The sequence below is a fragment of the Alteromonas sp. 009811495 genome (genome assembly GCF_028865455.1).
Classification (GTDB): domain Bacteria; phylum Pseudomonadota; class Gammaproteobacteria; order Enterobacterales; family Alteromonadaceae; genus Alteromonas.
On record NZ_CP113972.1, the window covers coordinates 696,446 to 719,076 of the forward strand.

Consider the following 22,631-nt stretch of genomic DNA (forward strand, 5'->3'; position numbering starts at 1 on the left):
ATTAAAGTAGACAAGCACCTATGCAATATAACGCGCTAACTTGGGTTGATCCGCACCTTCATATTTTTGCCCTTAATGAAGGACAATATCAATGGTTGAAATCTCACAATCCGCCTTTTTGGGAGGACAAACCGACGATAGCGAAGCGGTTTTATGAGCGAGATATCTTAGCCTCAGCGGGTGCTCAGCTAGAAGGCTTCGTTCATATAGAGGCTGGGTTCGATAACCATCGTCCTTGGCGGGAAATTCAATTCTTAGCTCGCCATTGTACAAGGCCTTTTAGCGCCATTGCCTGTATCGATCTTCTATCAATTGAAGCGAGTGCGCATATCGATAAGCTTGCACAAATGTCACCTGTTGTTGGGCTTCGTCATATACTCGATGACGAGGCAGTGAGTATATTGCGCAATCCAAAAGCCGTATGGTGCTTCTCGCGTATGGCCACTTTAGGATTATCATTCGAAGTACAAGCCGATATGACTGACCCGCATACCGTTAAGGCCCTACTTAATATTTTGCAACGATATCCAACACTTAAATTCACCATTAATCATTGCGCTATCGTGCCAACAAGCGCTGCGAGCTTTGCCTTTCAGCTATGGCGAAATCACCTACGCCTACTTGCTGCAACTGGGCAGGTCGCTTTTAAGTTTTCTGGTTTTGAAATGCAAAACCGTCAGTGGTCATGGCAACACGCAAAAGCGCGTTTTGAAACCTTGGTAGATTCGGTCGGTGTTGATAGGGTGATGTTTGCCAGTAACTACCCATTGTGTACATGGCGGATGCCGCTTAAACAGCTGTGGCAGGGATATGAAATGCTTTGTGCTGAATTTACAAGAGAAGCACAGCAACAGCTGTGCGCATTAAATGCCCGTACGTGGTACGGGCTTTAATCTCTTTTATAATCGTTAACTACAACGTTTATTTCAGTGCAGTTACTGTCATATGTGGTGAGCGATAAACCACTTCATCATTTAGCTCTATACCAATTCCTGGTGTATCTGGTGCTTCAATAAAGCCATTAACGGGCTGTGGATCTTGAATACACAGCTCTCGGTTCCAGTCCTTAATGGCATAAGTGTGGTGTTCATGAATTAAGAAATTAGGAATAGCCGTTTCAAGGTGTAAGCTCGCCGCCGTTGCTACAGGGCCGCCGCACACGTGGGCTTGAATTCTTACGTCATAAATATCAGCGTAGTCACACACTTTTTTCGCTTCGGTAAAGCCACCACACAATCCAACATCTGGCTGTAATACGTCAATTGACTGGTCTTCTAAATAAGGGCGCACATCCCAGCGATGATATAAGCGCTCGCCGCCGGCAATAGGCACGTTGACATTTTTCGCTACTTTGTCGTGAAGTTTTGAATTTAAGTAATTCACAGGTTCTTCGTAATACAAACAACCAATCTCTTCAACAATATCGCCAAGCTGAATGGCGGTAGATGCGCCTAATAAGCTGTGACATTCAAAAATGATATCGCCGTCTTCACCCATGGTATCGCGAATGGCTTGCAATCTGGCTTTGAACAGTTTTAGTTCTGGCTTAGTAAATAGCTTAGTTCTATCAAAATGGGTATTGCCGTCTTTGTCATAGACAATGGGGTCTACTTTCACTGCATCATAGCCATCTTTCAGCGCTTTTTCAGTGGCACGCGCGTAATCGGCAGGATCATTAAGTTTGGTGACTTCTTTATCCCAATCGAATTGAAGCTGACTCGCGTAGCTGCGCAGTTTGCCGTTAGTCTTACCACCTAGCAGTTCATAAACAGGAAGCCCTAGCGCCTTACCTTTAATGTCCCACAATGCGGTATCAATAGCGCTCATTGCCGCATAAATAACAGGGCCTCCGCCTAATCCCCAAAAGCCTTCACGCAGCATACGTGACCACAACAATTCGGTGTTCATAGGATTAAAGCCAATCAGCATGGCTTCTGCAATTTCTTTAATCATATGAGCGGCAGCACTGTGGCCCCAGTCATACGCCAAACCGGCTTCGCCTACGCCAGTTAGCCCTTCGTCTGTATATACACGCACAAACACAGGATTCCACTGGGGACGTTTAGGGCATTCAATATCAAATATTTCTACTTTGGTGACTTTCATAGTAATGATGTAATTCCGTTCTAAAAGCTATTCGCAAAAGCTTGGGTCAAGTTTGTAGGCTTTTCGTAGCATAGCTGGCCATGCTTTTTGGCCACCGGTTTCTCCGCTATGCACTACACTGGCTTGTTCGTATATACCGTCGATAATAGGTTGAGGGATCTCAATAACATCCTCGTTCGATTGCATTAATGCGAGCTGAATTTCACAGGCGCGTTGTAAATCATAAAAACGCATAAAGGCATCGCCGACCGTAGGACCTAACGTGAGTCCGCCATGATTAGGCAATAACATGTGGTTGGTATCGCCTAAATCTTCTTGCAGGCGGCGTTTCTCGTTGCTATTTACCGCAAGTCCTTCGTAACCGTGATAAGACAACGATGGTAGCGAGAACAGCGAATACTGACTCCATGGTTTAAGCCCACCTTTTACCGACGCGACAGAAATCGTCGCCAAGGTATGCAAGTGAATCACGCACATCGCATCATGTCGTACTTCGTGAATAGCGCTATGAATAGTAAACCCTGCGGGGTTAATCCCGTAAGGCGTGTCGTCAAGAATGTTTCCCTCAAGATCGACTTTAACCAGATTCGAGGCAGTAACTTCGTCAAAGGTAAGGCCAAAGGCATTGACGAGATAATGATCGGTGCCCGGGACTTTGGCTGAAATATGGGTGTAGATAAGATCGCCCCAGCGCATATCGGCAACTAGGCGGTAGCATGCTGCAAGGTCGACTCGGGTTTGCCACTCTTCGTCAGACACTTTGCCTTTAAGGTTTAAGCTTGGCAGTGTGAACAAGTCACTTCTCCTTTAATAATGATACCGACAATTTACCAACACCTATGTGGTTGAACAATATTTTGTCCACAGATGATGCTACGAGGTTGTTATTGCTTATTTTTAATTGCTATATAACCGTCGCGAAGTGGGATGAGGTCGTCTGAAAAGCGCAAATCATCATGGTTGAGTAAAAACGGGTCAACCTTTTCGAGTGCTACGACTTCTATTACTGACCACGGCGGAGCATCAAATGTGTTGGGTAGGTCATCTAAACCCGCATCAAGCACACATCCGAAAAGGGCTAGCCCCCGTGCTGTTGTGCCTAAGAACTGCTGTATTTCAACGTTAAAACCCGTTTCTTCCCAGGTTTCTCGATGGGCGGTGCACGCTAAGCTTTGTTCGCTCTCATTGTTGTGTGACTTACCACCACCAGGAAAATCCAGTTTTCCAGACAGACGGTGGCGAATCATTAGTACCTTGTTGCCTGTTTTAATAATGCAGGCGGCGGCGTCATACTGACCCACATTAAGGTTCACATTCGTGAGTACGAGTGACTCGGCTACGCGGCAAACTGGATCGTTAGGAGCATCAGGGGTACATGAAAAAAGCGGTAAAACCGCCAAAATAGCTGATAAGCGAAATAAGAATGACATCGATTTAGGTAAAATACTTAACGTAAATAAAATTTTGTGCGCTGGGTTTGCGCTCTAGAATAATAACACAGTACGTAATTTATTGATTTGAGTCTATTGTCTCTATTAGGCATTGCGTGCTTGCGGTTTTCTGACAAGCGTTCAGGTTACCGCCCATTTACCATAGGAAAGGTTATGTCTTCACGATTTTCATTGTCGCCACTGCTAATTGGTGTCGTTCTATTGGCAGGCGTTGTAGTGTACTTAAACCTACCCGAGAATGAAGCTGCACAACGCAGTGGCCCGCGCGCTACGCCAGTTAAAACGGCAATAGTGAGTGCTAAAACCTTTCCCATCACAATTGAATCGCTTGGTACAACGATTGCCAATGAGTCTGTGAATATCACGTCGCAAGTTACTGACACGGTTCAAGCCATTAATTTTGATGATGGCGACAAAGTAGAACAGGGCGAGCTGCTCGTTCAGCTTAATAACTCTCAAGAGCGTGCGCGAGTCGAGGAGCTTAAAGCCAATATTGAAGAAGCTAAACGCCAGTTCTCACGTATTGCTGATTTGCGGCAGTCTAACGCTACGTCTGAGCAGCTACTTGATGAGCAGCAAGCTCGCGTAAAAGCGCTAGAAGCGCAACTGGACATCGCCCGAGCACAATTAAACGATTTGCAAATTCGTGCCCCTTTTAGTGGGTTACTAGGTAACCGCGTTATCAGTATCGGTTCGCTTGTGCAGCCAGGTAGCACAATAACAACACTAGACGATATTAGCGTGGTTAAGGTGGACTTTAGTATTGCTGAAAATCACTTGGCGAGCGTTGCCAAAGGTCAGCGTATCACAGCATCGTCAGTGGCTTATCCTGGAGTCGATTTTGAAGGCGTTATTAGCAACATCGATACGCGTCTTGACCCTGTCAGTCGTGCCATTCGAGCTAGAGCCATTATACAGAACAAAGACGGTCGCCTTCGTCCAGGAATGTTATTAACCGTAACGGTAGAAAAACGCGTGCTTGATACGCTGGTTGTTCCTGAAAAAGCACTTGTACCGGTTGAAGATAAACAATTTGTTTACGTGGTTAAAGACGATGTAGCACATCAGGTAGAAGTCTCCATTGGAGAGCGACGTCCTGGGCTGGTGCAAATTGTTAACGGTCTTGTGAGCGGTGATGAAGTGATAACGGAAGGGACACTTCGCGTGCGCGACCAGTCGCCTGTTAATGTGCTTAACCGATAAGGGGCGACGCGTATGTTACTGTCAGATGTTTCGGTAAAACGTCCAGTTTTTGCCACGGTAATAAACTTACTACTTATCATTTTTGGTATTGTCGCGGTGTCGATGCTGTCTCTTCGCGAATACCCTGATATCGACCCGCCTATTGTTTCAGTATCAACAACTTATACTGGTGCGTCAGCGAACATTGTTGAAACCCGTATTACCCAGTTACTAGAAGATAGGATTTCTGGTATTGAAGGGATTAAAAACGTAACGTCTACATCGCGTAATGGTCGCTCGGATATTACGATAGAGTTCAAGTTATCACGAGATATCGACGCTGCCGCAAATGATGTAAGAGAGCGCGTAAGCCGAGCCCTCAACAATTTACCAGACCAGGCCGATCCTCCTGAAGTGTCTAAAGCCAATTCAGATGAGAGCGCAGTGGTGTGGTACAACTTGAGAAGTACCAACCTTAACACCATGGAGTTAACCGATTACGCCGAACGTTTTTTGGTTGACAGGCTATCGATTGTTGACGGTGTCGCCCGCGTTCAAATAGGTGGTGGACGTCGCTATGCAATGAAAGTGTTTTTGGATAGAAATGCCATGGCCGCACGCGGTATTACCGTAAGCGACGTAGAGCAGGTTATTCGCGCAGAAAATGTAGAGCTTCCGGCTGGTGAAGTCGAGTCGACAGATAGAAACTTTGAAGTACGCGTAGCGAGAACCTTTTTGACGCCTGACGATTTTGCAGCGTTAACGGTTGCTGTTGGCGACAATGGTTATCTTGTGCGTTTGGGTGAAATTGCCAACGTAGAGCTAACGGCCGAAGACGATGAAACCGAGTTTCGCGGTGATGGCGTCAATATGATTGGTCTGGGTATTGTAAAGCAATCTAAGGCCAATACCCTTGATGTTGCTCGGGCAGCTAAAGCGCAAATAGAGAAAATTGAAGCGAGCTTGCCTGATAATATTTTCATTGTCCCAAGCTACGATTCTTCCGTATTTATTGAAGCGTCAATTGACGAAGTATATCAAACACTCGCCATTGCCATGATGATGGTCGTCATCGTTATATATCTTTTCTTAGGTAATGTGCGCGCTACTTTAATACCTGCTGTTACGGTACCAGTGTCAATTATTGCGGCATTCATCGTTATGTACGCATTAGGCTTCTCTATTAACTTATTAACGCTCTTGGCGATGGTGTTGGCAATCGGCTTAGTGGTCGATGACGCGATTGTAGTACTTGAGAATATTTATCGTCGTATTGAAATGGGAGAACCGCCTATTCTTGCAGCCTATCGCGGTGCAAGAGAAGTGGGCTTCGCCGTCATTGCTACTACCCTTGTTCTTATTTCCGTATTTGTGCCGTTAGTTTTCTTAGAGGGTAATATCGGTCGTTTGTTTACTGAGTTTGCCCTAGCTATCGCTGCGGCCGTTGCATTTTCAAGTTTTACCGCATTGACGTTGTCGCCCATGATGGCGTCGAAAATTCTTAAAAAACGCGAGCGTTCATCAGGTTTTGGAAGCTGGATGGATAAGCGATTTAGTGCGCTGGAAAATGGCTACTTCAACAGTTTAGGCAAAACGCTGCACCAACCCCTTCTTATGCTGATCATGTTGGCAATCGCAATAGTGGCGGTTTTCCAGTTGTCAAAAAAAGTGCCAAGCGAATTTGTACCAAAAGAAGATAGAGGAAATTTTTTCATCTTAATGAATGCTCAGGAAGGCGCGAGTTTTGAAAGCAATGCGGCAAACCTTAAGCAAATAGAAGATGTACTCATGCCTTATCGAGAAAGTGGAAAAATAAACCGCTTGTTGGTGAGAACGCCGGGTTTTGGCGGTAATGCAGGTATCGCGATTGTGGGGTCAGCAGACTGGGACGAGCGTGATTTTAGTACCTTTGAACTTATGGATGAAATTAGTGCCAAGCTAAATGCTGTGCCTGATGTACGCGCATTTGCAATTATGCGTAGTGGGGTGTCCGGTGGTGGCTTTGGACGTCCAGTACAGTTTGTGTTGCAAGGAGATACTTATGAAAATCTTGTGGCATGGCGAGATACGGTACTGGAAAAAGCAAGTGAGAATAACGGGTTAATTCGTTTAGATTCTGATTATAAAGAAACATCTCCACAGCTATTGGTGAACATTAATCGCGATCGAGCCGCCGATCTTGGTGTATCAATAAGCGACATAGGGCGCACCTTAGAAGTGATGCTAGGTCAACGCCGTGTGTCGACTTTCCTCGACAGAGGGGAAGAGTACGACGTCATTCTTGAGGGGATTGAAGCAGATTTTAGAAGCCCAAATAGCATTGAAAACTTGTACGTGCGTTCATCACGTACTGGCGAGCTTATTCCAATGGACAACTTACTTACCTTTGAAGAGCAAGCCACTTCAGCGCAATTAAATCGTTACAATAGAATGCGTGCAGTAACCATATCGGCAAATTTGGCTGATGGGTATACCTTGGGGCAGGCACTTACCTATCTTGAAGATATTGTGCGCACTGAGTTGCCAGACAATGTTTCAATTGACTATAAGGGTGAGTCTCAGCTCTATCACGAAGCAGGCAACTCATTTGTGTATGTGTTTATGCTCGCGCTGGCGGTTACATACCTTATATTGGCGGCGCAGTTTGAGAGTTGGGTACATCCGCTCGTTATCATGCTAACGGTACCGCTAGCGTTGGTTGGGGCGTATATAGGGCTGTTCTTCTCAGATATGACGATTAATATCTACAGTCAAATCGGACTGGTAATGTTAATAGGCCTTGCGGCGAAAAACGGTATTCTGATTGTCGAATTTGCCAATCAGCTTCGCGATGCCGGAATGGAGTTTGAGCTGGCACTTAAACGTGCTTCAGCACAACGACTACGCCCAATTGTAATGACTGGATTTACGACTGTATTTAGTTCATTACCGTTAGTGCTGGCCTCAGGGCCGGGGGCCGAGAGTCGAATGGTTATTGGTATGGTTATATTCTCCGGCGTCCTAGTCTCTGCTTTTATGACGTTGTATGTAGTGCCTACCGCATACAGTTGGCTTGCTCGAAACACGGGGTCACCGCTTCAACGCACGCTCAAAATAAATACACTTGAGAAAGAAATTCCCTATAAAAAGGGAGAATAAAGGAAAACATACTCTACTTAAGCGAGCGAAACTTTCTTTTTTGCTCGCTTTTTATTCATACTTAAGTTGTGTAAAGGTATAAATATTGATCATTCACGTATTTAATATTATACGGTCAGTGTGCGCTTAGATTTTTGATTTGCTTACAGGTAGTAAATTAACGTATTGAAAAATAAAACTTAATTTTCAATTTTTAATAACCATTCATTGGGCTTATAGTTCTTAATAAACATAAAATAAATCGATTAGACAATTGTATAGTTGATTAACGCCATTCTTCCTCTAAACTTCGCCCCATATTCAAACGCTCGTATAAGTCGCTAATTTTTAAACATTAAAATCGAATACATATTTTTAGTCCACAGTGGCAAATATGGCATTTGTGACTAATACTTACTTTGCTTGAGGCAAAGCTAGGCCGAAAGGTTAAAGAAAGCGACACACCCGATAATAATAAAAAAGGGTGTTGTAGATATGGAGCTAAGAGCTAGCATTCCAACAAAATTGAGAGGACACACCATGAAGAAATGGATACTTGCAGCAAGCTTATGCTGTAACGTAGCTTTTGCTGAAGTAGCAGTTATTGTTCACCCTGGTAATGGCGACGCACTAGATAAAGACAGCATCAGCCGTTTATTTTTAAACAAAGCAAAAGCATTTCCTAGCGGTACACAAGCTGAGCCTATTGCACTTGAAGAAGGTCAAGCGGCAACGGAAGAATTCAACGGTAAAGTACTTAACAAATCAGCTGCTCAACTAACTGCATTTTGGTCTAAGTTAGTTTTCACCGGTAAAGGGCAGCCGCCAAAAGCATTGGCAAACGATGCAGCAGTAATCTCAGCAGTAGCAGCCAATCCAGGTGCTATCGGTTATGTTGACGCAAGTGCCGTGAACGACAGCGTTCGCGTAGTTGCCACGTTTTAATTTACCGTCATATTCAAATTTCAAGGAACACGCATGAAAACCAAAATTGCTATTCTTTCAATGGCCGGCCTTATGGCGGCTCCTGCTTTCGCAGACGTTCAAATTAATGGTTTTGCAAACCTTATCGGCGGTATGACTTTAGACAGTGATGAAGCTGTTTATGGCTACGACGACGATTTCAATTTCGATCCTGCCAGTGTATTTGGACTCCAAGTAAGAGGCGATGTCAGCGACAAGTTGTCTGCTACCGCACAGGTTGTGGGCCGCGGTAGCGAAGATTACGACGCCGATTTCGAGTGGGCCTATATGACCTACGCGCTTAGCAACACTACCAATATTAGTGCGGGCCGTATGCGCGTGCCTTTATTTAAGTATTCATCATCACTTGATATCGGTTATTCATACCACTGGTTAACGCCGCCAGATGCTGTTTACGGTCTAGATTTCAATAATATTGATGGTGTACGCGTTGACTACACTAACTTTTCTGGTGATTGGGAATATGGCGTGCAGCTTACTGCGGGACGTACTGAAACTGACACAACAATTTCTGGTACACCTGCTGAACTAGAGCTTCAAAACGTTGTAGCGCTATCTTTTGAGGTTACTCGCGATTGGTTCAGTGCGCGTACGCTTCTTGGCCGTGCCAAGGTTAGTGCCGCTAACGCTGACTTCGATGGTTTTGTAAGTGCACTTAATCAGTTTGGTGCGGTTGTAGCACCAGCGCAAGCAACCGCGGAAGGCTTCAGTGTAAATGAAGACACGGGTAGCTTTTTTGAAGTGGCGGCAGCAGTAGATAAGTACGATTGGTTTGTGGGTGCTGAGTTCACTCAACAAGAAGTTGATAATTCAATTATTGCTGATAACAAAGCGTGGTATGTCACTGCCGGTCTACGCCTAGGGAAGTTCACTCCACACATTACTTACGAAGTAGAAGAAGCTGACAATGCACGTCAACTAGGTCTTGTTGCGGCTATGCCAAGCAATATCGCAACTGGCGATGCAGTTACTGATGCAACCTACAATGTGCTATATCAAACTGCTGCTGGCATCGCGACACAGCAAGATTTAGAGGTGTCTGCGGTGACTGCAGGTCTTCGTTACGACGTAGAGCCAGGTTTTGCGTTGAAAGTTGATGTAACGTGGTACTCAGATGATCTTAACGACCTTAACGATGCGACGTTGCTGAAGATTGGTGCTAATTACGTTTTTTAATATAAATAAGGCCTTACACTTAGTGTAAGGCCTTTTTTGCTAAAGTTTTTAGTGTTTCTGTAGATAAATAATGGCAAGAACTATTTTTTAGGTTAGCCTGATAATAGGGAAGCGAAAAATAACCAAAATCGTGAGATAGCTGATGAACTTTCTGAAGAAAATGCCAATTGCGACGAAGATATTCCTGATTCCAGGGATCGCGGCGCTAAGTTTTATTGTTTATTTACTTATTACTGTATTTACTGCGCTAAATAACGGCGCTACCTTGGAAAAGGTGCAGAAAGTTCAGTACCCGGCGCTCCAGTTGTCAGCGTCAACGCTGGTTGAAATGCAAAAAGTGCGAGATACCCTAGCGAGCGCGGTAACCACAGGTGACCAAGACACGTTATCGGTAGCACAAGACCTTGCGCAAGAAGCTAAATCAGGTCTTAATCAAATTGCCAACATCAGCTCTGATTTTCGCTCTGATATTTCACGAATCTCTTCAGGGTTCGATGACTATTTTAAAGTCGCTTTTGACGTTTCTCAGTCGATGATCGATGGTACCGCCGACTTTAGTCGTTTAGGCGAGTTGTCATCGCAGATGAACAATTCTTACGACGGTGTTATTGCGTCGATGACGCGTTTTAGAGACGAGCAAGAAGCCGCTTTCGAAGAAGCGTTTGAAAACACCGATACCGCCAACACTTCACTTATCAGCACTGGTGTCATTTTGGCAATCGTTGTTACTATTTTATTGTTTGCGACTGCAATTCCCATTGTGCGTGGTATCAAGCAGAGCATTGATGATGTGGTTCGCTCGCTTAAAGATATAGCGCAAGAAAATGGTGACCTCACGGTGCGTATCGATACCAAAAGCGAAGATGAAATTGGTGAACTTGTTTATTGGTTCAACCAATTCATGGACAAACTACAGGGTGTTGTTCGCGACGTAGTTGAAGCAAGTTTACCGCTTTCAAACCTTGCCCAAAATCTGCGAGGCGTTACCGAAGAGACACAGCGTACCATTGATGTACAGCAGCAGTCTGCAACCAACGCAAAACGCGCAGTTGATACCATGAGTGGCTCTGTAGATGGCGTTGCTCACAGTGCAGCGCAAGCGGCAAACGACGCGAATGAAGCTACAACCGCTGCAGGCGAAGGGCGCAAAATCGTACAACAGACGGTGACCAGCATTCAGCAGTTAGCGGAAAATGTACGCGAAACTGCAGATGTTATTGCGCGCCTTGAAGCTGATTCAAACAAAGTTGGCTCTGTGCTTGATGTTATTAAAGGTATTGCAGAGCAAACCAACTTACTTGCGCTTAATGCTGCAATCGAGGCTGCTCGTGCAGGTGAACAAGGACGCGGATTTGCGGTAGTTGCCGATGAAGTGCGTACTTTGGCGTCAAGAACGCAGCAATCGACAGAAGAGATTCAAAGCACTATTGAGCAACTTCAAAACGCTGCACATTCTGCAGTGGAAGTTATGTCTCGCGGTACTGAGCAAGCTACAAGCAGTGTAGAAACAGCGAATAAAGCAGGCAGTAGCTTAGAAACTATTACCAGCACAATTGGTCGTATTAATCAGATGAACGAGCAAATAGCTCACAATACTGAAGACCAGCGCACTGTGGCCGTTGATATTGTACGCCATGTTGATGAAATTCATCAGCGTACTGAGCAAACAGCGAGTCGTTCCGGCGAGCTTGGTAGTATGTGTAACGAACTTGCTGACCTAGCGCAACATCTCGAGTCAATTGCTAAGCAGTTCAGAGTGTAATGTAGCGTACAGTTAAGATGAATTGAAAACGCCTCTTTCAAAGAGGCGTTTTTTTATGGGTAAAAAAAATCCTCAGCATTTGCTGAGGATTTTTCTAATCAAAGCAGAGAAGGTTTACGTAAACCTTAACTCATATTCACCGTTAACCACGTTACTCGTCTAGGAAGCTTCGTAGCTGCTCAGAGCGGCTTGGGTGGCGAAGCTTGCGAAGTGCTTTGGCTTCAATCTGACGAATACGCTCACGGGTCACGTCAAATTGCTTACCTACTTCTTCAAGCGTGTGGTCGGTGTTCATATCGATACCAAAACGCATACGTAACACTTTCGCTTCACGCGCAGTAAGGCCCGCTAATACTTCTTGTGTAGCGTCTTTCAAGCTTCCGCCTGTTGCAGAATCGAGGGGCTGAATAATCGTGCTATCCTCGATAAAGTCGCCAAGATGTGAATCTTCATCATCACCGATGGGAGTTTCCATCGAGATTGGCTCTTTCGCGATTTTAAGTACTTTACGAATCTTGTCTTCTGGCATCAACATACGCTCAGACAACTCTTCAGGAGTAGGCTCACGACCCATTTCCTGAAGCATTTGGCGTGAAATTCGATTAAGTTTGTTGATCGTTTCAATCATGTGAACCGGAATACGAATAGTACGTGCTTGGTCCGCAATTGAACGTGTGATCGCCTGACGAATCCACCATGTTGCATAAGTTGAGAACTTATAACCTCGACGGTATTCGAACTTATCAACCGCCTTCATTAGACCAATGTTACCTTCTTGAATAAGGTCAAGGAATTGAAGACCGCGGTTGGTGTACTTTTTCGCAATCGAAATTACTAGACGTAAGTTCGCTTCAACCATCTCTTTCTTCGCACGGCGTGCTTTTGCCTCGCCGATCGACATGCGACGGTTGATATCTTTGATATCTGCGATAACCAAGCCAGTTTCCTGTTCTACTTGGTTCATCTTGCTAATACAACGTTCAATTTCCTCTTGGTTTACCGCAAGTTCAGCCGCGTAAGGCGCACCTGATTTAACTGCTTCATGTAACCAAGCAGAAGATGTTTCGTTGCCTGCAAATGCCTTAATAAAATCTTTCTTAGGCATTTTTGCATTTACCACGCAGAACTTCATAACAAGGCGTTCTTGAATACGCACTTTGTCCATCATTTCACGCATGTTTCTTACCATGCGATCAAACTGCTTAGGTACTAATCGGAATTCTTTAAACACGTCGCTTAGCGCGTTAATTTGCTCTCGAGCGTCAGCGTGAGCACGACCTTTCTTCTCGATAACAGTGCGTGTTTTTTGATATTGCTCACGTAGCTCAGCAAAGCGCTCGCGCGCCAATTCTGGATCTACGCCGCTATCATCTTCTTCACTATCATCGTCATCGCTGTCATCATCTTCGTCGTCGAGTTCTTCTTCAGACAACTCTGAGCCAACGTGTGTCGCGGTTGGTGCTAAATCTTGATCGTCGTTAGGATCAACAAAACCAGAGATTATATCGCTTAAGCGAATCTCTTCAGCTTCGTAAAGGTCCCACTGGTCAAGAAGATAAGTGATGGCTTCAGGGTATTCAGCAACTGAACACTGAACTTGGTTAATACCATCTTCAATACGCTTGGCGATTTCAATCTCGCCCTCGCGTGTTAATAGCTCAACCGTACCCATTTCACGCATATACATACGAACAGGGTCTGTAGTGCGGCCTATTTCACTTTCTACGGTAGCAAGTGCTTGAGCAGCAGCTTCCGCTGCATCTTCATCGGCATTCGCTTCTTGCATGAGAAGTTCATCTGCATCAGGAGCTGATTCAGAAACTTGAATTCCCATGTCGTTAATCATGCGGATTATGTCTTCGATTTGATCAGAATCGACAATATCTTGCGGCAGGTGGTCGTTTACTTCTGCAAAGGTTAAGTAACCTTGCTCTTTACCTTTTGCAATCAGGAGTTTAATCTGAGACTGCTTGCTTTGCGCCATATAACCTACACTTCTCACATTCAATTAGTTTGCAATAGAAAAGACAACATACGTTTAGGTATGTTCCCTATCTGCTGTAGTACTGCTTTGTATCAAGGCCGCTTCTGCTCGATGCCACGCTGGTGTAAACCACTATTTTGCGATGCACATCTGCTCGGGTTTGGTTCTGCCCGTTATGTTCGGCTATATCTTTGCTACTCACATTGCTGCATTTTTGTTCAATTTTAGGTTAACCTCACGGTTTTACCTACACGTGCAGCGAATTAGCCAGTATAGCAGAGTTTGCGGTGGTTTTACCAGATTGGTGGCTGAATTTTTAGCCAGTAGCCAAATACAAAAAGACAATACAAAATTCACTTTGCAGATGGGGTTAACTTTTCTGCCTTTCCCTCATGAGCAGGGTCAGTTCCTCTTTTTCCGCTTTAGTGAGCGGCTGAACCCGCGAGCGTGAAATTAAGGTTTCAATTCGGCTATCGAAATGCCCGTCAAGTAAGCGAGCGAAGCTGTCGTTATAAACCCGTTCAGCATCCTCGTCTTTTACCAAGTGTTCTTGTAACAATAATTTCGCGATAGTAGTAGAGTGGGGATGACCGCGGAAATTTTCAACAAGCTGTGCAGTATTTGCTCTTGGATTTGCCTCGCAATAAGCGTGAATATCGCGCAGCAAATCCATTCCTGCTGCTTGGCTGCCGGCAAAAATACCTATTTGCACATCCTCGCAGCGTGATGCTAGTTCAGGTTTGTCCAATAGTAGTCGAATTAGCATGCGTAGCGGCGACAGCTTTGGTTTGTTTACCTGCGTACGGTTAGGTGAAAATGCGTGTTTAGCACCTTGATTGGCACGCGTGATGTCTTGTTGCAGTTTAAAGCGATCAAACTCACCAGTATGTTTGGCAAGTTCTTCTAGTAGCATTTGTTTCTGATCGTCACCCAAAACGCTTTCAATAAGTGGCATGGCGGCTTTTTTGAGCGCAATTTTGCCTTCAGGGGTACCTACGTTGTGGGTTTTTAATAAATTTTCAAAGAAGAAACGAGATAACGGCATTGCCTTATCCAACATACCCATAAAGGCGTCTTTACCCACTTGGCGAACCATAGTGTCTGGGTCTTCACCATCGGGTAGAAATAGAAACGATAGGCGAACACCATCCTTTAAAGCTGGTAATGCATTTTCAAGCGCGCGCCATGCTGCCTCACGTCCCGCACGGTCACCATCATAGCAGCATACTATGTGCGACGTGGCGCGGACTAACATTTGGATGTGCTCAGGCGTTGTTGCTGTTCCAAGTGCCGCAGTCGCAATATTGATGTCAAATTGGCTTAACGCCACTACATCCATATAGCCTTCAACAATGACTACGGTGTCTAGGGTTCGATTTTGCTGACGCGCAGAATAGAATCCAAACAGCTCACTGCCTTTGTGAAATATTCGCGTTTCAGGTGAGTTCAGGTATTTTGGACCACCATCATCAAGAACACGACCACCAAAGCCAACGACTCGACCGCGTTTATCGCGTATCGGAAACATAATACGATCGCGAAAGAAGTCGTATGTGCGACCTTGGTCGTTGCGATTAACTAGCTTTAAATCCACGAGTTGCTTGATACGTTGTGGATCAGTACCAAAGGTTTTTAACAGAGCATCCCAACTATCGGGCGCATAGCCAATTTCCCATTGCTTTACAATATCGCCACTAAGCCCACGATTCTTGAGGTAGTCGATAGCCTTTTTGCTGTTGCTATTTTGTCGTAGCTGATGCTGAAAAAAGCGAGTAACTTGCTCCATTACGGCATAGTCGTCTTGCTGTTGTTGCTTTTTTTCCTCACTCATCGCTGGACGGCTACCTTTTTCTCGCGGCACTTCAAGGCCGTGATAGCGCGCCAGTTCTTCTATGGCTTCAACAAACTCTAGTCGGTCAAATTCCATGATGAACGAAATGGCATTTCCATGGGCGCCACATCCAAAGCAGTGGTAGAACTGTTTGTCTTGGCTAACGGTAAATGAAGGGGATTTTTCATTGTGAAAAGGGCAACAGGCTTGGTAGTTCTTGCCTGCTTTTTTGAGTTTAACTCGACTATCTACTACTTCTACCACATCGGTACGAGAGAGTAAGTCATCAATGAAATCGCGAGGTATTTTTCCGGCCATGGGGAAGTCAAAAACGTAAAACAACGGTTACTGTATCAGGGAAGTCATAAAATGAGAACGATTAACATGGCGTCAATCGTTCTGCATTAGACAAAAACTAGGCGTAGTACAAAAGCCTATTTAAGCGTTAAGGCGAGCCTTAATTTTAGCGCTTAGTGCGCCCATATCCGTACGGCCTTGTACTTGCGGCTTAAGTGCGCCCATTACTTTACCCATATCCTGCATACCAGACGCGCCAGTCGCGGTCATCGTTTCATCGATAAGTGCGTTTAGCTCATCGTCGGTTAACGGCTGAGGTAGAAAGCCTTCAATATGGGTAATTTCTTCACGCTCAATGCTAGCAAGATCATCGCGATTAGCCGCATCATATTGTGCTGCGGCGTCTTGGCGCTGCTTAACCATTTTGGTTAATACCGCTAAGATAGCACTATCATCTAAGGTAATTTGCTCATCAATTTCTTTTTGCTTGATAGCAGCAAGTGCCATGCGAATGGTGCCTAAACGCACTTTCTCTTTAGCGCGCATTGCGTCTTTCTGTGCTTCTTTTAAATCATCAATTAGTGCCATGATGCTTCCTGTTTTATTTTTATCGATGGCCTATTAAGCCTCAGGTTAAAAATCAAATGCAACCATTTGAATGGGAACAAACGGGTTCGACTGAAAAAATAGGGGCCCAGAAACGCGAAAGGTGCTGCAATTGCAACACCTTTCAGACTCGTTACTTAACCCTATATTAGTAGAGTTTTACGCGACGTGCGTTTTCACGAGCTAGCTTCTTAAGATGACGCTTTTTAGCGGCAGCTTTCTTGCGCTTGCGTTCCCAAGTTGGTTTTTCGAAGAATTCACGACGACGAACTTCAGAAAGAACACCTGCTTTTTCACAAGAACGCTTAAAACGACGCAGCGCCACATCAAACGGCTCGTTTTCTCTAACTTTAACGATAGGCATTAAACACTCACCTCAAAACTTTTACTGTGTAAATCCGGGTAAAATTGTGCGCTAAAAAGGCCACCCGGGTTAAAAATGGTGCGAAATTCTAATCATATCTACAGAGAAAGTAAAGGATGAATTGCTAAAAATTAGCCAATATTGTGCATTTACCCCTTTGTTAGCATTCCATGAACACGGGATTAAAGGTAAACTCTGCGCCCTAGCAAGTGGGCGACCCATAATAAAGTCTAGTAAAAACCACTAGAGTTTGTATGGGTATTGTTATGATCGCGGCGAGATCATAATGATGATCGTGACAGATCGCCAGAAAAATTTGCAGATCATTTTTTTAGTTCAAAGGTTGCAAATAGGGTTACTTTCAATGCGTATATTAGGAATTGAAACATCGTGTGACGAAACTGGCATTGCCGTTTATGACGACGCGCAGGGCTTATTGTCTCACGAATTGTATAGCCAGGTTAAGCTGCATGCCGATTACGGTGGTGTTGTGCCTGAGCTGGCATCGCGCGACCACGTGCGCAAGATCATTCCTCTTATTGAAAAAGCAATGGAAGATGCCAATACAACGCCAGATCAAATTGATGGCGTAGCGTTTACGCAAGGCCCCGGACTTGTAGGGGCACTCTTGGTTGGCTCATCGGTTGGACGTTCACTGGCGTACGCTTGGAATGTACCTGCTGTAGGAGTTCACCACATGGAAGGGCATTTGCTTGCGCCCATGTTAGAAGAGGAGGCGCCCGCGTTTCCTTTTGTTGCCCTATTAGTATCTGGTGGCCACTCTATGTTGGTTAAAGTTGAGGGAATAGGTCAATATGAGGTGCTTGGTGAATCAATAGATGATGCCGCTGGCGAGGCCTTCGACAAGACGGCAAAGTTACTTGGCCTTGATTACCCTGGTGGTCCTTTATTAGCAAAGTTAGCCGAACAGGGTGAAGCAGGTCACTACAAGTTTCCGCGTCCGATGACAGATAGACCTGGGCTCGATTTCAGTTTCAGTGGTCTTAAAACGTTTGCTGCCAATACCATTCGCGACGCAGACTTAAGCGGCGATGATGCAGAGCAAATAAAAGCGAATATTGCCTATGCCTTTCAAGAAGCAGTGGTTGATACCCTTATTATTAAATGCAAGCGCGCCCTTAAACAAACCGGCATGAAACGTTTAGTTATTGCTGGCGGTGTTAGTGCAAATACTATGCTGCGCGCACAAATGAAATCATTAATGAACGACCTAAAGGGTGAGGTGTTCTATCCAAGTTTGGCATACTGCACTGACAATGGCGCTATGATAGCTTACGCTGGCATGCAGCGATTAAAAGCAGGCGAAGTGCTGGGCTTATCTTCGCAAGCTAAACCAAGATGGCCTCTTGATACGCTTAATGCCATTTAATTGAAATTCGAACACGCTAAATTACCGATAGCGGTAAACTAAGAAAAGGGCAGTTTGGTAATGAAAGCGATAAAAGTCAGTAGGATTTGGGGTTGGTGTTGTTTCTTTTGGTGTAGCATCTTTTGGTGTCTGTCGGCGTCTGCACAGACTGCCAGCGAGGGTAATACCTCACCCCTTGGCACTCACCAAAATAAAGATGCCCAACAACACGTTGTGCTCATTTCTCTTGATGGATTCAGGCACGATTACATAGAGCTTCACGACGCGACAAACCTCAAGCGAATAGCCAAAAACGGGGTAAGGGCTGATGCAATGACGCCTGTCTATCCGGCTAATACCTTCCCAAATCATATTTCGTTAGTCACAGGTTTGTTACCCAAGCACCATGGCATAGTAAATAATCGGTTTTATGATAAGTCTCGCCCCGTTGATGGGGGCTATGCACACTATAAAATGGGCTACGGTAGAATGGATAGTACATGGATAACGGCTGTACCTTTGTGGAACCTGGCTGAATTTCATGGCTTAAAAGCCGCTACCTTTTTTTGGCCCGAGTCTGATGCCCGTATTTCCGGTGCCCTGCCGACCTATCATTTTCATTACTCAAAATATGCCGATTATCAACAGCGTGTAGAGCAGATAATACAGTGGCTAAATTTACCAGAGGTGTCTCGTCCTCGGTTTATTGCTGGCTACTTTTCGCTAACTGATACGGTAGGGCATGATGAAGGACCCCTATCAGAGAAAACGAAACACGCGGTGCAGAAAGTCGATGCGTTGATAGGGCAACTTTATGACCGTCTACAAGCGTTAGATATTGCAGTTAACTTGGTCGTCGTATCAGACCATGGCATGACGCCACTTGATGAATCGCAATTTATTGAAGTGGACACACTCAATATTCCCGATGATTTTCTTGTGGAAAACGAAGGTGCTCAGTTATTAATTTACGCTCGAGAAGAGATTAGCGCAGATGAGATAGCACATGAAAAAGCGCGACTTACTGCTATTGCTAAGGGTCGATTTACGGTGCTTGATAGCACTATGCGCGCTGCTCGTAGCATGGAAGTAGACAGAAGAACAGGTGATATTCTTCTTGAAGTGGCGCCACCGGCACGCTTTGTTAATGATGCAAACAATTATTCCAGCAAAGGCGGCCACGGTTACTTAAATACGCTGCCCGATATGGGAGCAACGTTCGTTGCTTCAGGCCCCGCTTTTAAAAAACATAAGCGCATTGCACGATTTAGCAATTTAGAGTTGTACCCTGCACTGGCTAAAATACTGGGTATTACGCCTATTACTACCATTGATGGCAAGTTAGACGTGCTCAGTGGTGGTCTTACTCTTTAATATTGCCTTTATCCCACACTTTACTTTCATTGCCTGCCAATAGGCGGGCTATGTTGTCTTTGTGGCGCAAGACAATTAACAGGGACAGCATTGCCACGGGTATGGTGTAAAGAGGTTTGATCCAGTAGGTAAATAGGGGGGCAAGCGATACCGCTAAAATAGCCCCAAGCGACGAATAACCGGTCAAAAATACCACAGCAATCCAACATAGAATCAATAAGCCCGCCAAATCTAGACCTATAGGTAGCATAGCGCCAAATGCAGTTGCCACGGCTTTCCCACCTTCAAAACCGAAATACAGTGGAAAGATATGACCAAGACACGCAGCAATGGCAATAACGCCGAGCAACACGGGTTCAATGCCTAGAAAATAGCTGCCATAAACAGGGATCGTGCCTTTTAAAATATCCATTACCAGCACTAACAGGGCCGGAATACGCCCTCCTAATCGATAGACATTGGTAGCACCTGGGTTCTTAGAGCCTGCCGTGCGGGGGTCAGGTAAACCAAATGCGCGACTGATCACCACTGCGCTGGACAGTGAGCCGAAAAGATAAGCGACCGCTATCATTAAAATGGTTAATGAAATCATTGGTTGCCCCTTGTTATCATACAGCGTTATAGTTGTGGCAAATTTGCTGCGGTTAGCAAAATACCTATCGCTATACCGAGCAAGACGCTAATGCGATATAGATGACAGGCTGTAAATGCATGTAAAGCTACTCCATCCAAACGTGATATACCACCTTTAACCGCTTATTTTTTAGCTTTTAAATTGTTTTGGCCGTTAATTTGCTTGGTTAAATTGTGTAATAAAAAGCTAAACAAACATTGGATAGCGTTTACGTGGAGGTACAATAGTTCGTATGAGCATAAGTCCACTGTATCTTAATGCACACTGGTTAATGCACATTAGCGCTTAGCAATAACATAAGTTGATAGAATTCATGGGAAAAATTTATATAACCGGGTTGTCAGTCGACACTCTCATTGGCGTATATGACTGGGAACGCGTTCGCAATACCGAGTTATTGCTTGATGTTATCTTGGATGTCGATTTGCGCGCAGCCATGCAATCTGATGATGTCAACGATACAGTCGATTACGCAAAAGTGGCTGAATGTATTGTCAATGTAGGTAAAGAGAGTCAGTTTGAATTATTAGAAGCGTTTGGCAGTAAAGTGATGGATGCCGTTCTAACACAGTTTTCAGTTGCTGCTATTACCTTGAAGATTGTTAAGCCGGATATCTTGCCCAATGCAAAAACGGTTGCGGTTGAGATGAGGCGAGAGCAGTCTTAATGTCCAAACACGTTATTCTTATCAGTATTGGCTCAAACATTGATAGAGAGCATTACACCCGCCGGTCACTATCGGCCCTAAAACAGCACTTTGACGATGTCAGCGTATCGTCAGTGTATGAGAGCGAAGCGGTAGGGTTCAATGGTAGTCCGTTTTACAATCTGGTTGCGAGGGCAACCACATTGATGGATATTGAGTCAGTATGCTCAACATTGAAAACCATTGAGAAAGAAAATGGACGCGTGCACAGTGACAAAAAGTTCTGCGCGCGCACGCTTGATTTAGACTTGCTGACTTATGACAGTAAAGTCACTACGCAACCTATAGTGCTACCCAGAGAAGAAATTTGTTATAACGCGTTCGTACTCTGGCCACTTGCTGAGCTTGTGCCTAACGAGCGTCACCCAGAAATACAAAAAACCTATGCCCAAATGTGGGATGCATTCGATAAACAAAAACAACAGCTTCGGCCTATTGACTTTACGTGGAGTTAAGCAAAGGAATGACACTTTTTGAAATTATAATTCTGGCAATTATTCAAGGCGTTACAGAGTTTCTACCCATTAGCAGCTCAGGCCACCTATTGTTACCCGCTGAACTATTTGGCTGGGTGAGTCAGGGGCTTGCGTTTGATGTTGCGGTGCACGTTGGAAGTCTACTTGCGGTCATGATTTATTTTCGTCAAGAAATCGGCCAAATGACAGTTGCATGGGTAACTCAAGGGTTTACTAAACAGCAATCAACAGATAGTAAGTTAGCATGGTATGTCATTATTGCGACTATTCCAGCAGTGATAATCGGCTTTTTAATGAAAGGCTGGATAGAGGATAACGCCCGCACGGCACTGGTTATTGCGGGAACGACTATTCTTTTCGGTTTGTTACTGTGGTACGCCGATGCAACCGCAAAGCGAGAGCAAGAACTTGAAGGTCTTACTTTTAAGCAAGCGGTATTTATAGGTCTAGCACAAGTGCTTGCGCTCATTCCGGGCACCTCGCGATCAGGTATAACCATGACAGCCGGGCTTATGCTTGGGCTAAAACGGGAAGCCTGTGCGCGTTTCTCCTTTTTGCTTTCTATACCCGTCATCTTAGGGGCTGGGCTACTTGCAACACTTGATTTATTAAATGCCAATGAAGCCGTAGATTGGTCTGCTTTATTGTACGGCGCAGCGTTTTCTTTCGTGAGCGCTTATTTGTGTATTTATCTATTTTTGAGTTGGATATCGCGTATTGGCATGTTGCCTTTTGTTATCTATCGCCTTGCGTTAGGTGCTGTATTGCTATGGTTTGTTTTTGCATAAAATACGCCCTGAAAAATCATAAGGAAATCAATAATGTCGGAAACAATTTTTACCAAGATTATCAACAAAGAAATTCCTGCTGAAATCTTGTATGAAGATGAATTAGCACTTGCCTTTAAAGATATAAACCCTCAGGCACCACTTCATTTTTTGGTGATACCTAAAAAGGCGATAGCAACCATTAATGATATTGCTAAAGAAGATCGCGAAGTCGTAGGGCATTTGTCGTATGTAGCAGCAAAAGTAGCAGCCGAGCATGGTTTTGCACAGCAGGGTTATCGCACAGTGATGAACTGCAATGAATTCGGTGGGCAAACGGTGTATCACATACACTTACACGTTTTAGCTGGAAAGCCACTAGGTTGGCCTCCTTATACCGAAAATATGAAACAACATGTAGAGTAAATAATTAACTATTACAATA

At 44.7% G+C, this 22,631-nt stretch carries 20 protein-coding genes; 12 read left to right on the forward strand and 8 right to left on the reverse strand.

Going from position 1 to position 22,631, the window contains the following annotated elements:
- Positions 1–20: 20 nt before the first annotated feature.
- Entirely contained in the window at positions 21–893 is an 873-nt protein-coding gene (locus OZ660_RS03160; protein WP_274742535.1) for an amidohydrolase family protein, read from the forward strand.
- 28 nt (positions 894–921) lie between these two features.
- Here the strand turns inward: OZ660_RS03160 and OZ660_RS03165 are convergent, their stop codons facing one another.
- The 3 genes from OZ660_RS03165 to OZ660_RS03175 form a co-directional block, all read right to left on the reverse strand.
- Positions 922–2,106, reverse strand: coding sequence for a mandelate racemase/muconate lactonizing enzyme family protein (locus OZ660_RS03165; RefSeq protein ID WP_159624045.1), 1,185 nt, complete (start codon positions 2,104–2,106; stop codon positions 922–924).
- 27 nt (positions 2,107–2,133) lie between these two features.
- Positions 2,134–2,901, reverse strand: a complete 768-nt coding sequence (locus OZ660_RS03170) for a class II aldolase/adducin family protein (protein WP_274742536.1) — start codon at positions 2,899–2,901, stop codon at positions 2,134–2,136.
- Between the two features lie 89 nt (positions 2,902–2,990).
- Positions 2,991–3,536: an NUDIX hydrolase gene (locus tag OZ660_RS03175; protein WP_274742537.1), complete on the reverse strand. Its 546-nt coding sequence runs from the start codon at positions 3,534–3,536 to the stop codon at positions 2,991–2,993.
- Positions 3,537–3,710: 174 nt separating this feature from the next.
- On the opposite strand from OZ660_RS03175, the gene OZ660_RS03180 reads away from it, so the two are divergent.
- The 5 genes from OZ660_RS03180 to OZ660_RS03200 all read left to right on the forward strand — a co-directional run bounded on the left by OZ660_RS03180 (position 3,711) and on the right by OZ660_RS03200 (position 11,778).
- Entirely contained in the window at positions 3,711–4,760 is a 1,050-nt protein-coding gene (locus OZ660_RS03180) for an efflux RND transporter periplasmic adaptor subunit (RefSeq protein ID WP_226433971.1), read from the forward strand.
- Positions 4,761–4,772: 12 nt separating this feature from the next.
- Positions 4,773–7,877, forward strand: a complete 3,105-nt coding sequence (locus OZ660_RS03185) for an efflux RND transporter permease subunit (RefSeq protein ID WP_274742538.1) — start codon at positions 4,773–4,775, stop codon at positions 7,875–7,877.
- A gap of 519 nt (positions 7,878–8,396) precedes the next feature.
- Complete coding sequence (locus tag OZ660_RS03190; protein ID WP_202263528.1) at positions 8,397–8,801, forward strand: phosphate ABC transporter substrate-binding protein; 405 nt, start codon at positions 8,397–8,399, stop codon at positions 8,799–8,801.
- A gap of 33 nt (positions 8,802–8,834) precedes the next feature.
- Positions 8,835–10,016, forward strand: coding sequence for a topoisomerase IV (locus OZ660_RS03195; RefSeq protein WP_274742539.1), 1,182 nt, complete (start codon positions 8,835–8,837; stop codon positions 10,014–10,016).
- 142 nt (positions 10,017–10,158) lie between these two features.
- A complete protein-coding gene (locus tag OZ660_RS03200) occupies positions 10,159–11,778 on the forward strand; it encodes a methyl-accepting chemotaxis protein (protein ID WP_202263532.1) in 1,620 nt (539 codons plus the stop codon).
- A 151-nt stretch (positions 11,779–11,929) separates the two neighbouring features.
- Here the strand turns inward: OZ660_RS03200 and rpoD are convergent, their stop codons facing one another.
- The 4 genes from rpoD to rpsU all read right to left on the reverse strand — a co-directional run bounded on the left by rpoD (position 11,930) and on the right by rpsU (position 16,860).
- The gene (gene rpoD / locus OZ660_RS03205; RefSeq protein WP_159624010.1) at positions 11,930–13,762 is read right to left on the reverse strand and encodes an RNA polymerase sigma factor RpoD; all 1,833 of its coding nucleotides are present in this window, start codon (positions 13,760–13,762) and stop codon (positions 11,930–11,932) included.
- A gap of 370 nt (positions 13,763–14,132) precedes the next feature.
- Positions 14,133–15,911 (reverse strand): DNA primase, encoded by a 1,779-nt coding sequence (gene dnaG, locus OZ660_RS03210; protein WP_202263534.1) that lies wholly within the window; start codon positions 15,909–15,911, stop codon positions 14,133–14,135.
- 120 nt (positions 15,912–16,031) lie between these two features.
- Positions 16,032–16,478 (reverse strand): GatB/YqeY domain-containing protein, encoded by a 447-nt coding sequence (locus OZ660_RS03215; protein ID WP_274742540.1) that lies wholly within the window; start codon positions 16,476–16,478, stop codon positions 16,032–16,034.
- 166 nt (positions 16,479–16,644) lie between these two features.
- The gene (rpsU, locus tag OZ660_RS03220; RefSeq protein ID WP_012517258.1) at positions 16,645–16,860 is read right to left on the reverse strand and encodes a 30S ribosomal protein S21; all 216 of its coding nucleotides are present in this window, start codon (positions 16,858–16,860) and stop codon (positions 16,645–16,647) included.
- Positions 16,861–17,224: 364 nt separating this feature from the next.
- Between rpsU and tsaD the strand changes: the two genes are divergently transcribed.
- Both tsaD and OZ660_RS03230 read left to right on the forward strand, forming a co-directional pair.
- A complete protein-coding gene (gene tsaD, locus OZ660_RS03225) occupies positions 17,225–18,250 on the forward strand; it encodes a tRNA (adenosine(37)-N6)-threonylcarbamoyltransferase complex transferase subunit TsaD (RefSeq protein ID WP_274742541.1) in 1,026 nt (341 codons plus the stop codon).
- Positions 18,251–18,310: 60 nt separating this feature from the next.
- Positions 18,311–19,603, forward strand: coding sequence for an alkaline phosphatase family protein (locus OZ660_RS03230; protein WP_274742542.1), 1,293 nt, complete (start codon positions 18,311–18,313; stop codon positions 19,601–19,603).
- Here OZ660_RS03230 and plsY read toward each other — a convergent pair.
- Entirely contained in the window at positions 19,593–20,195 is a 603-nt protein-coding gene (gene plsY, locus OZ660_RS03235) for a glycerol-3-phosphate 1-O-acyltransferase PlsY (RefSeq protein ID WP_202263541.1), read from the reverse strand. The two genes, OZ660_RS03230 and plsY, sit on opposite strands and share 11 nt — an antisense overlap.
- 355 nt (positions 20,196–20,550) lie before the next feature.
- On the opposite strand from plsY, the gene folB reads away from it, so the two are divergent.
- The 4 genes from folB to OZ660_RS03255 are packed head-to-tail and all read left to right on the forward strand — an operon-like array spanning position 20,551 to position 22,612.
- On the forward strand, positions 20,551–20,904 hold the full coding sequence (gene folB / locus OZ660_RS03240) for a dihydroneopterin aldolase (protein WP_159624002.1): 354 nt from the start codon (positions 20,551–20,553) through the stop codon (positions 20,902–20,904).
- Positions 20,904–21,398 carry a 2-amino-4-hydroxy-6-hydroxymethyldihydropteridine diphosphokinase gene (gene folK, locus OZ660_RS03245; RefSeq protein ID WP_274742543.1) on the forward strand — a complete coding sequence of 165 codons (495 nt, stop codon included), beginning with the start codon at positions 20,904–20,906 and terminating at the stop codon, positions 21,396–21,398. The genes folB and folK overlap by 1 nt, the downstream gene beginning before the upstream one ends.
- An 8-nt stretch (positions 21,399–21,406) precedes the next feature.
- A complete protein-coding gene (locus tag OZ660_RS03250) occupies positions 21,407–22,207 on the forward strand; it encodes an undecaprenyl-diphosphate phosphatase (RefSeq protein WP_226433964.1) in 801 nt (266 codons plus the stop codon).
- 33 nt (positions 22,208–22,240) lie between these two features.
- Complete coding sequence (locus OZ660_RS03255) at positions 22,241–22,612, forward strand: histidine triad nucleotide-binding protein (RefSeq protein WP_159623999.1); 372 nt, start codon at positions 22,241–22,243, stop codon at positions 22,610–22,612.
- Positions 22,613–22,631 lie beyond the last annotated feature (19 nt).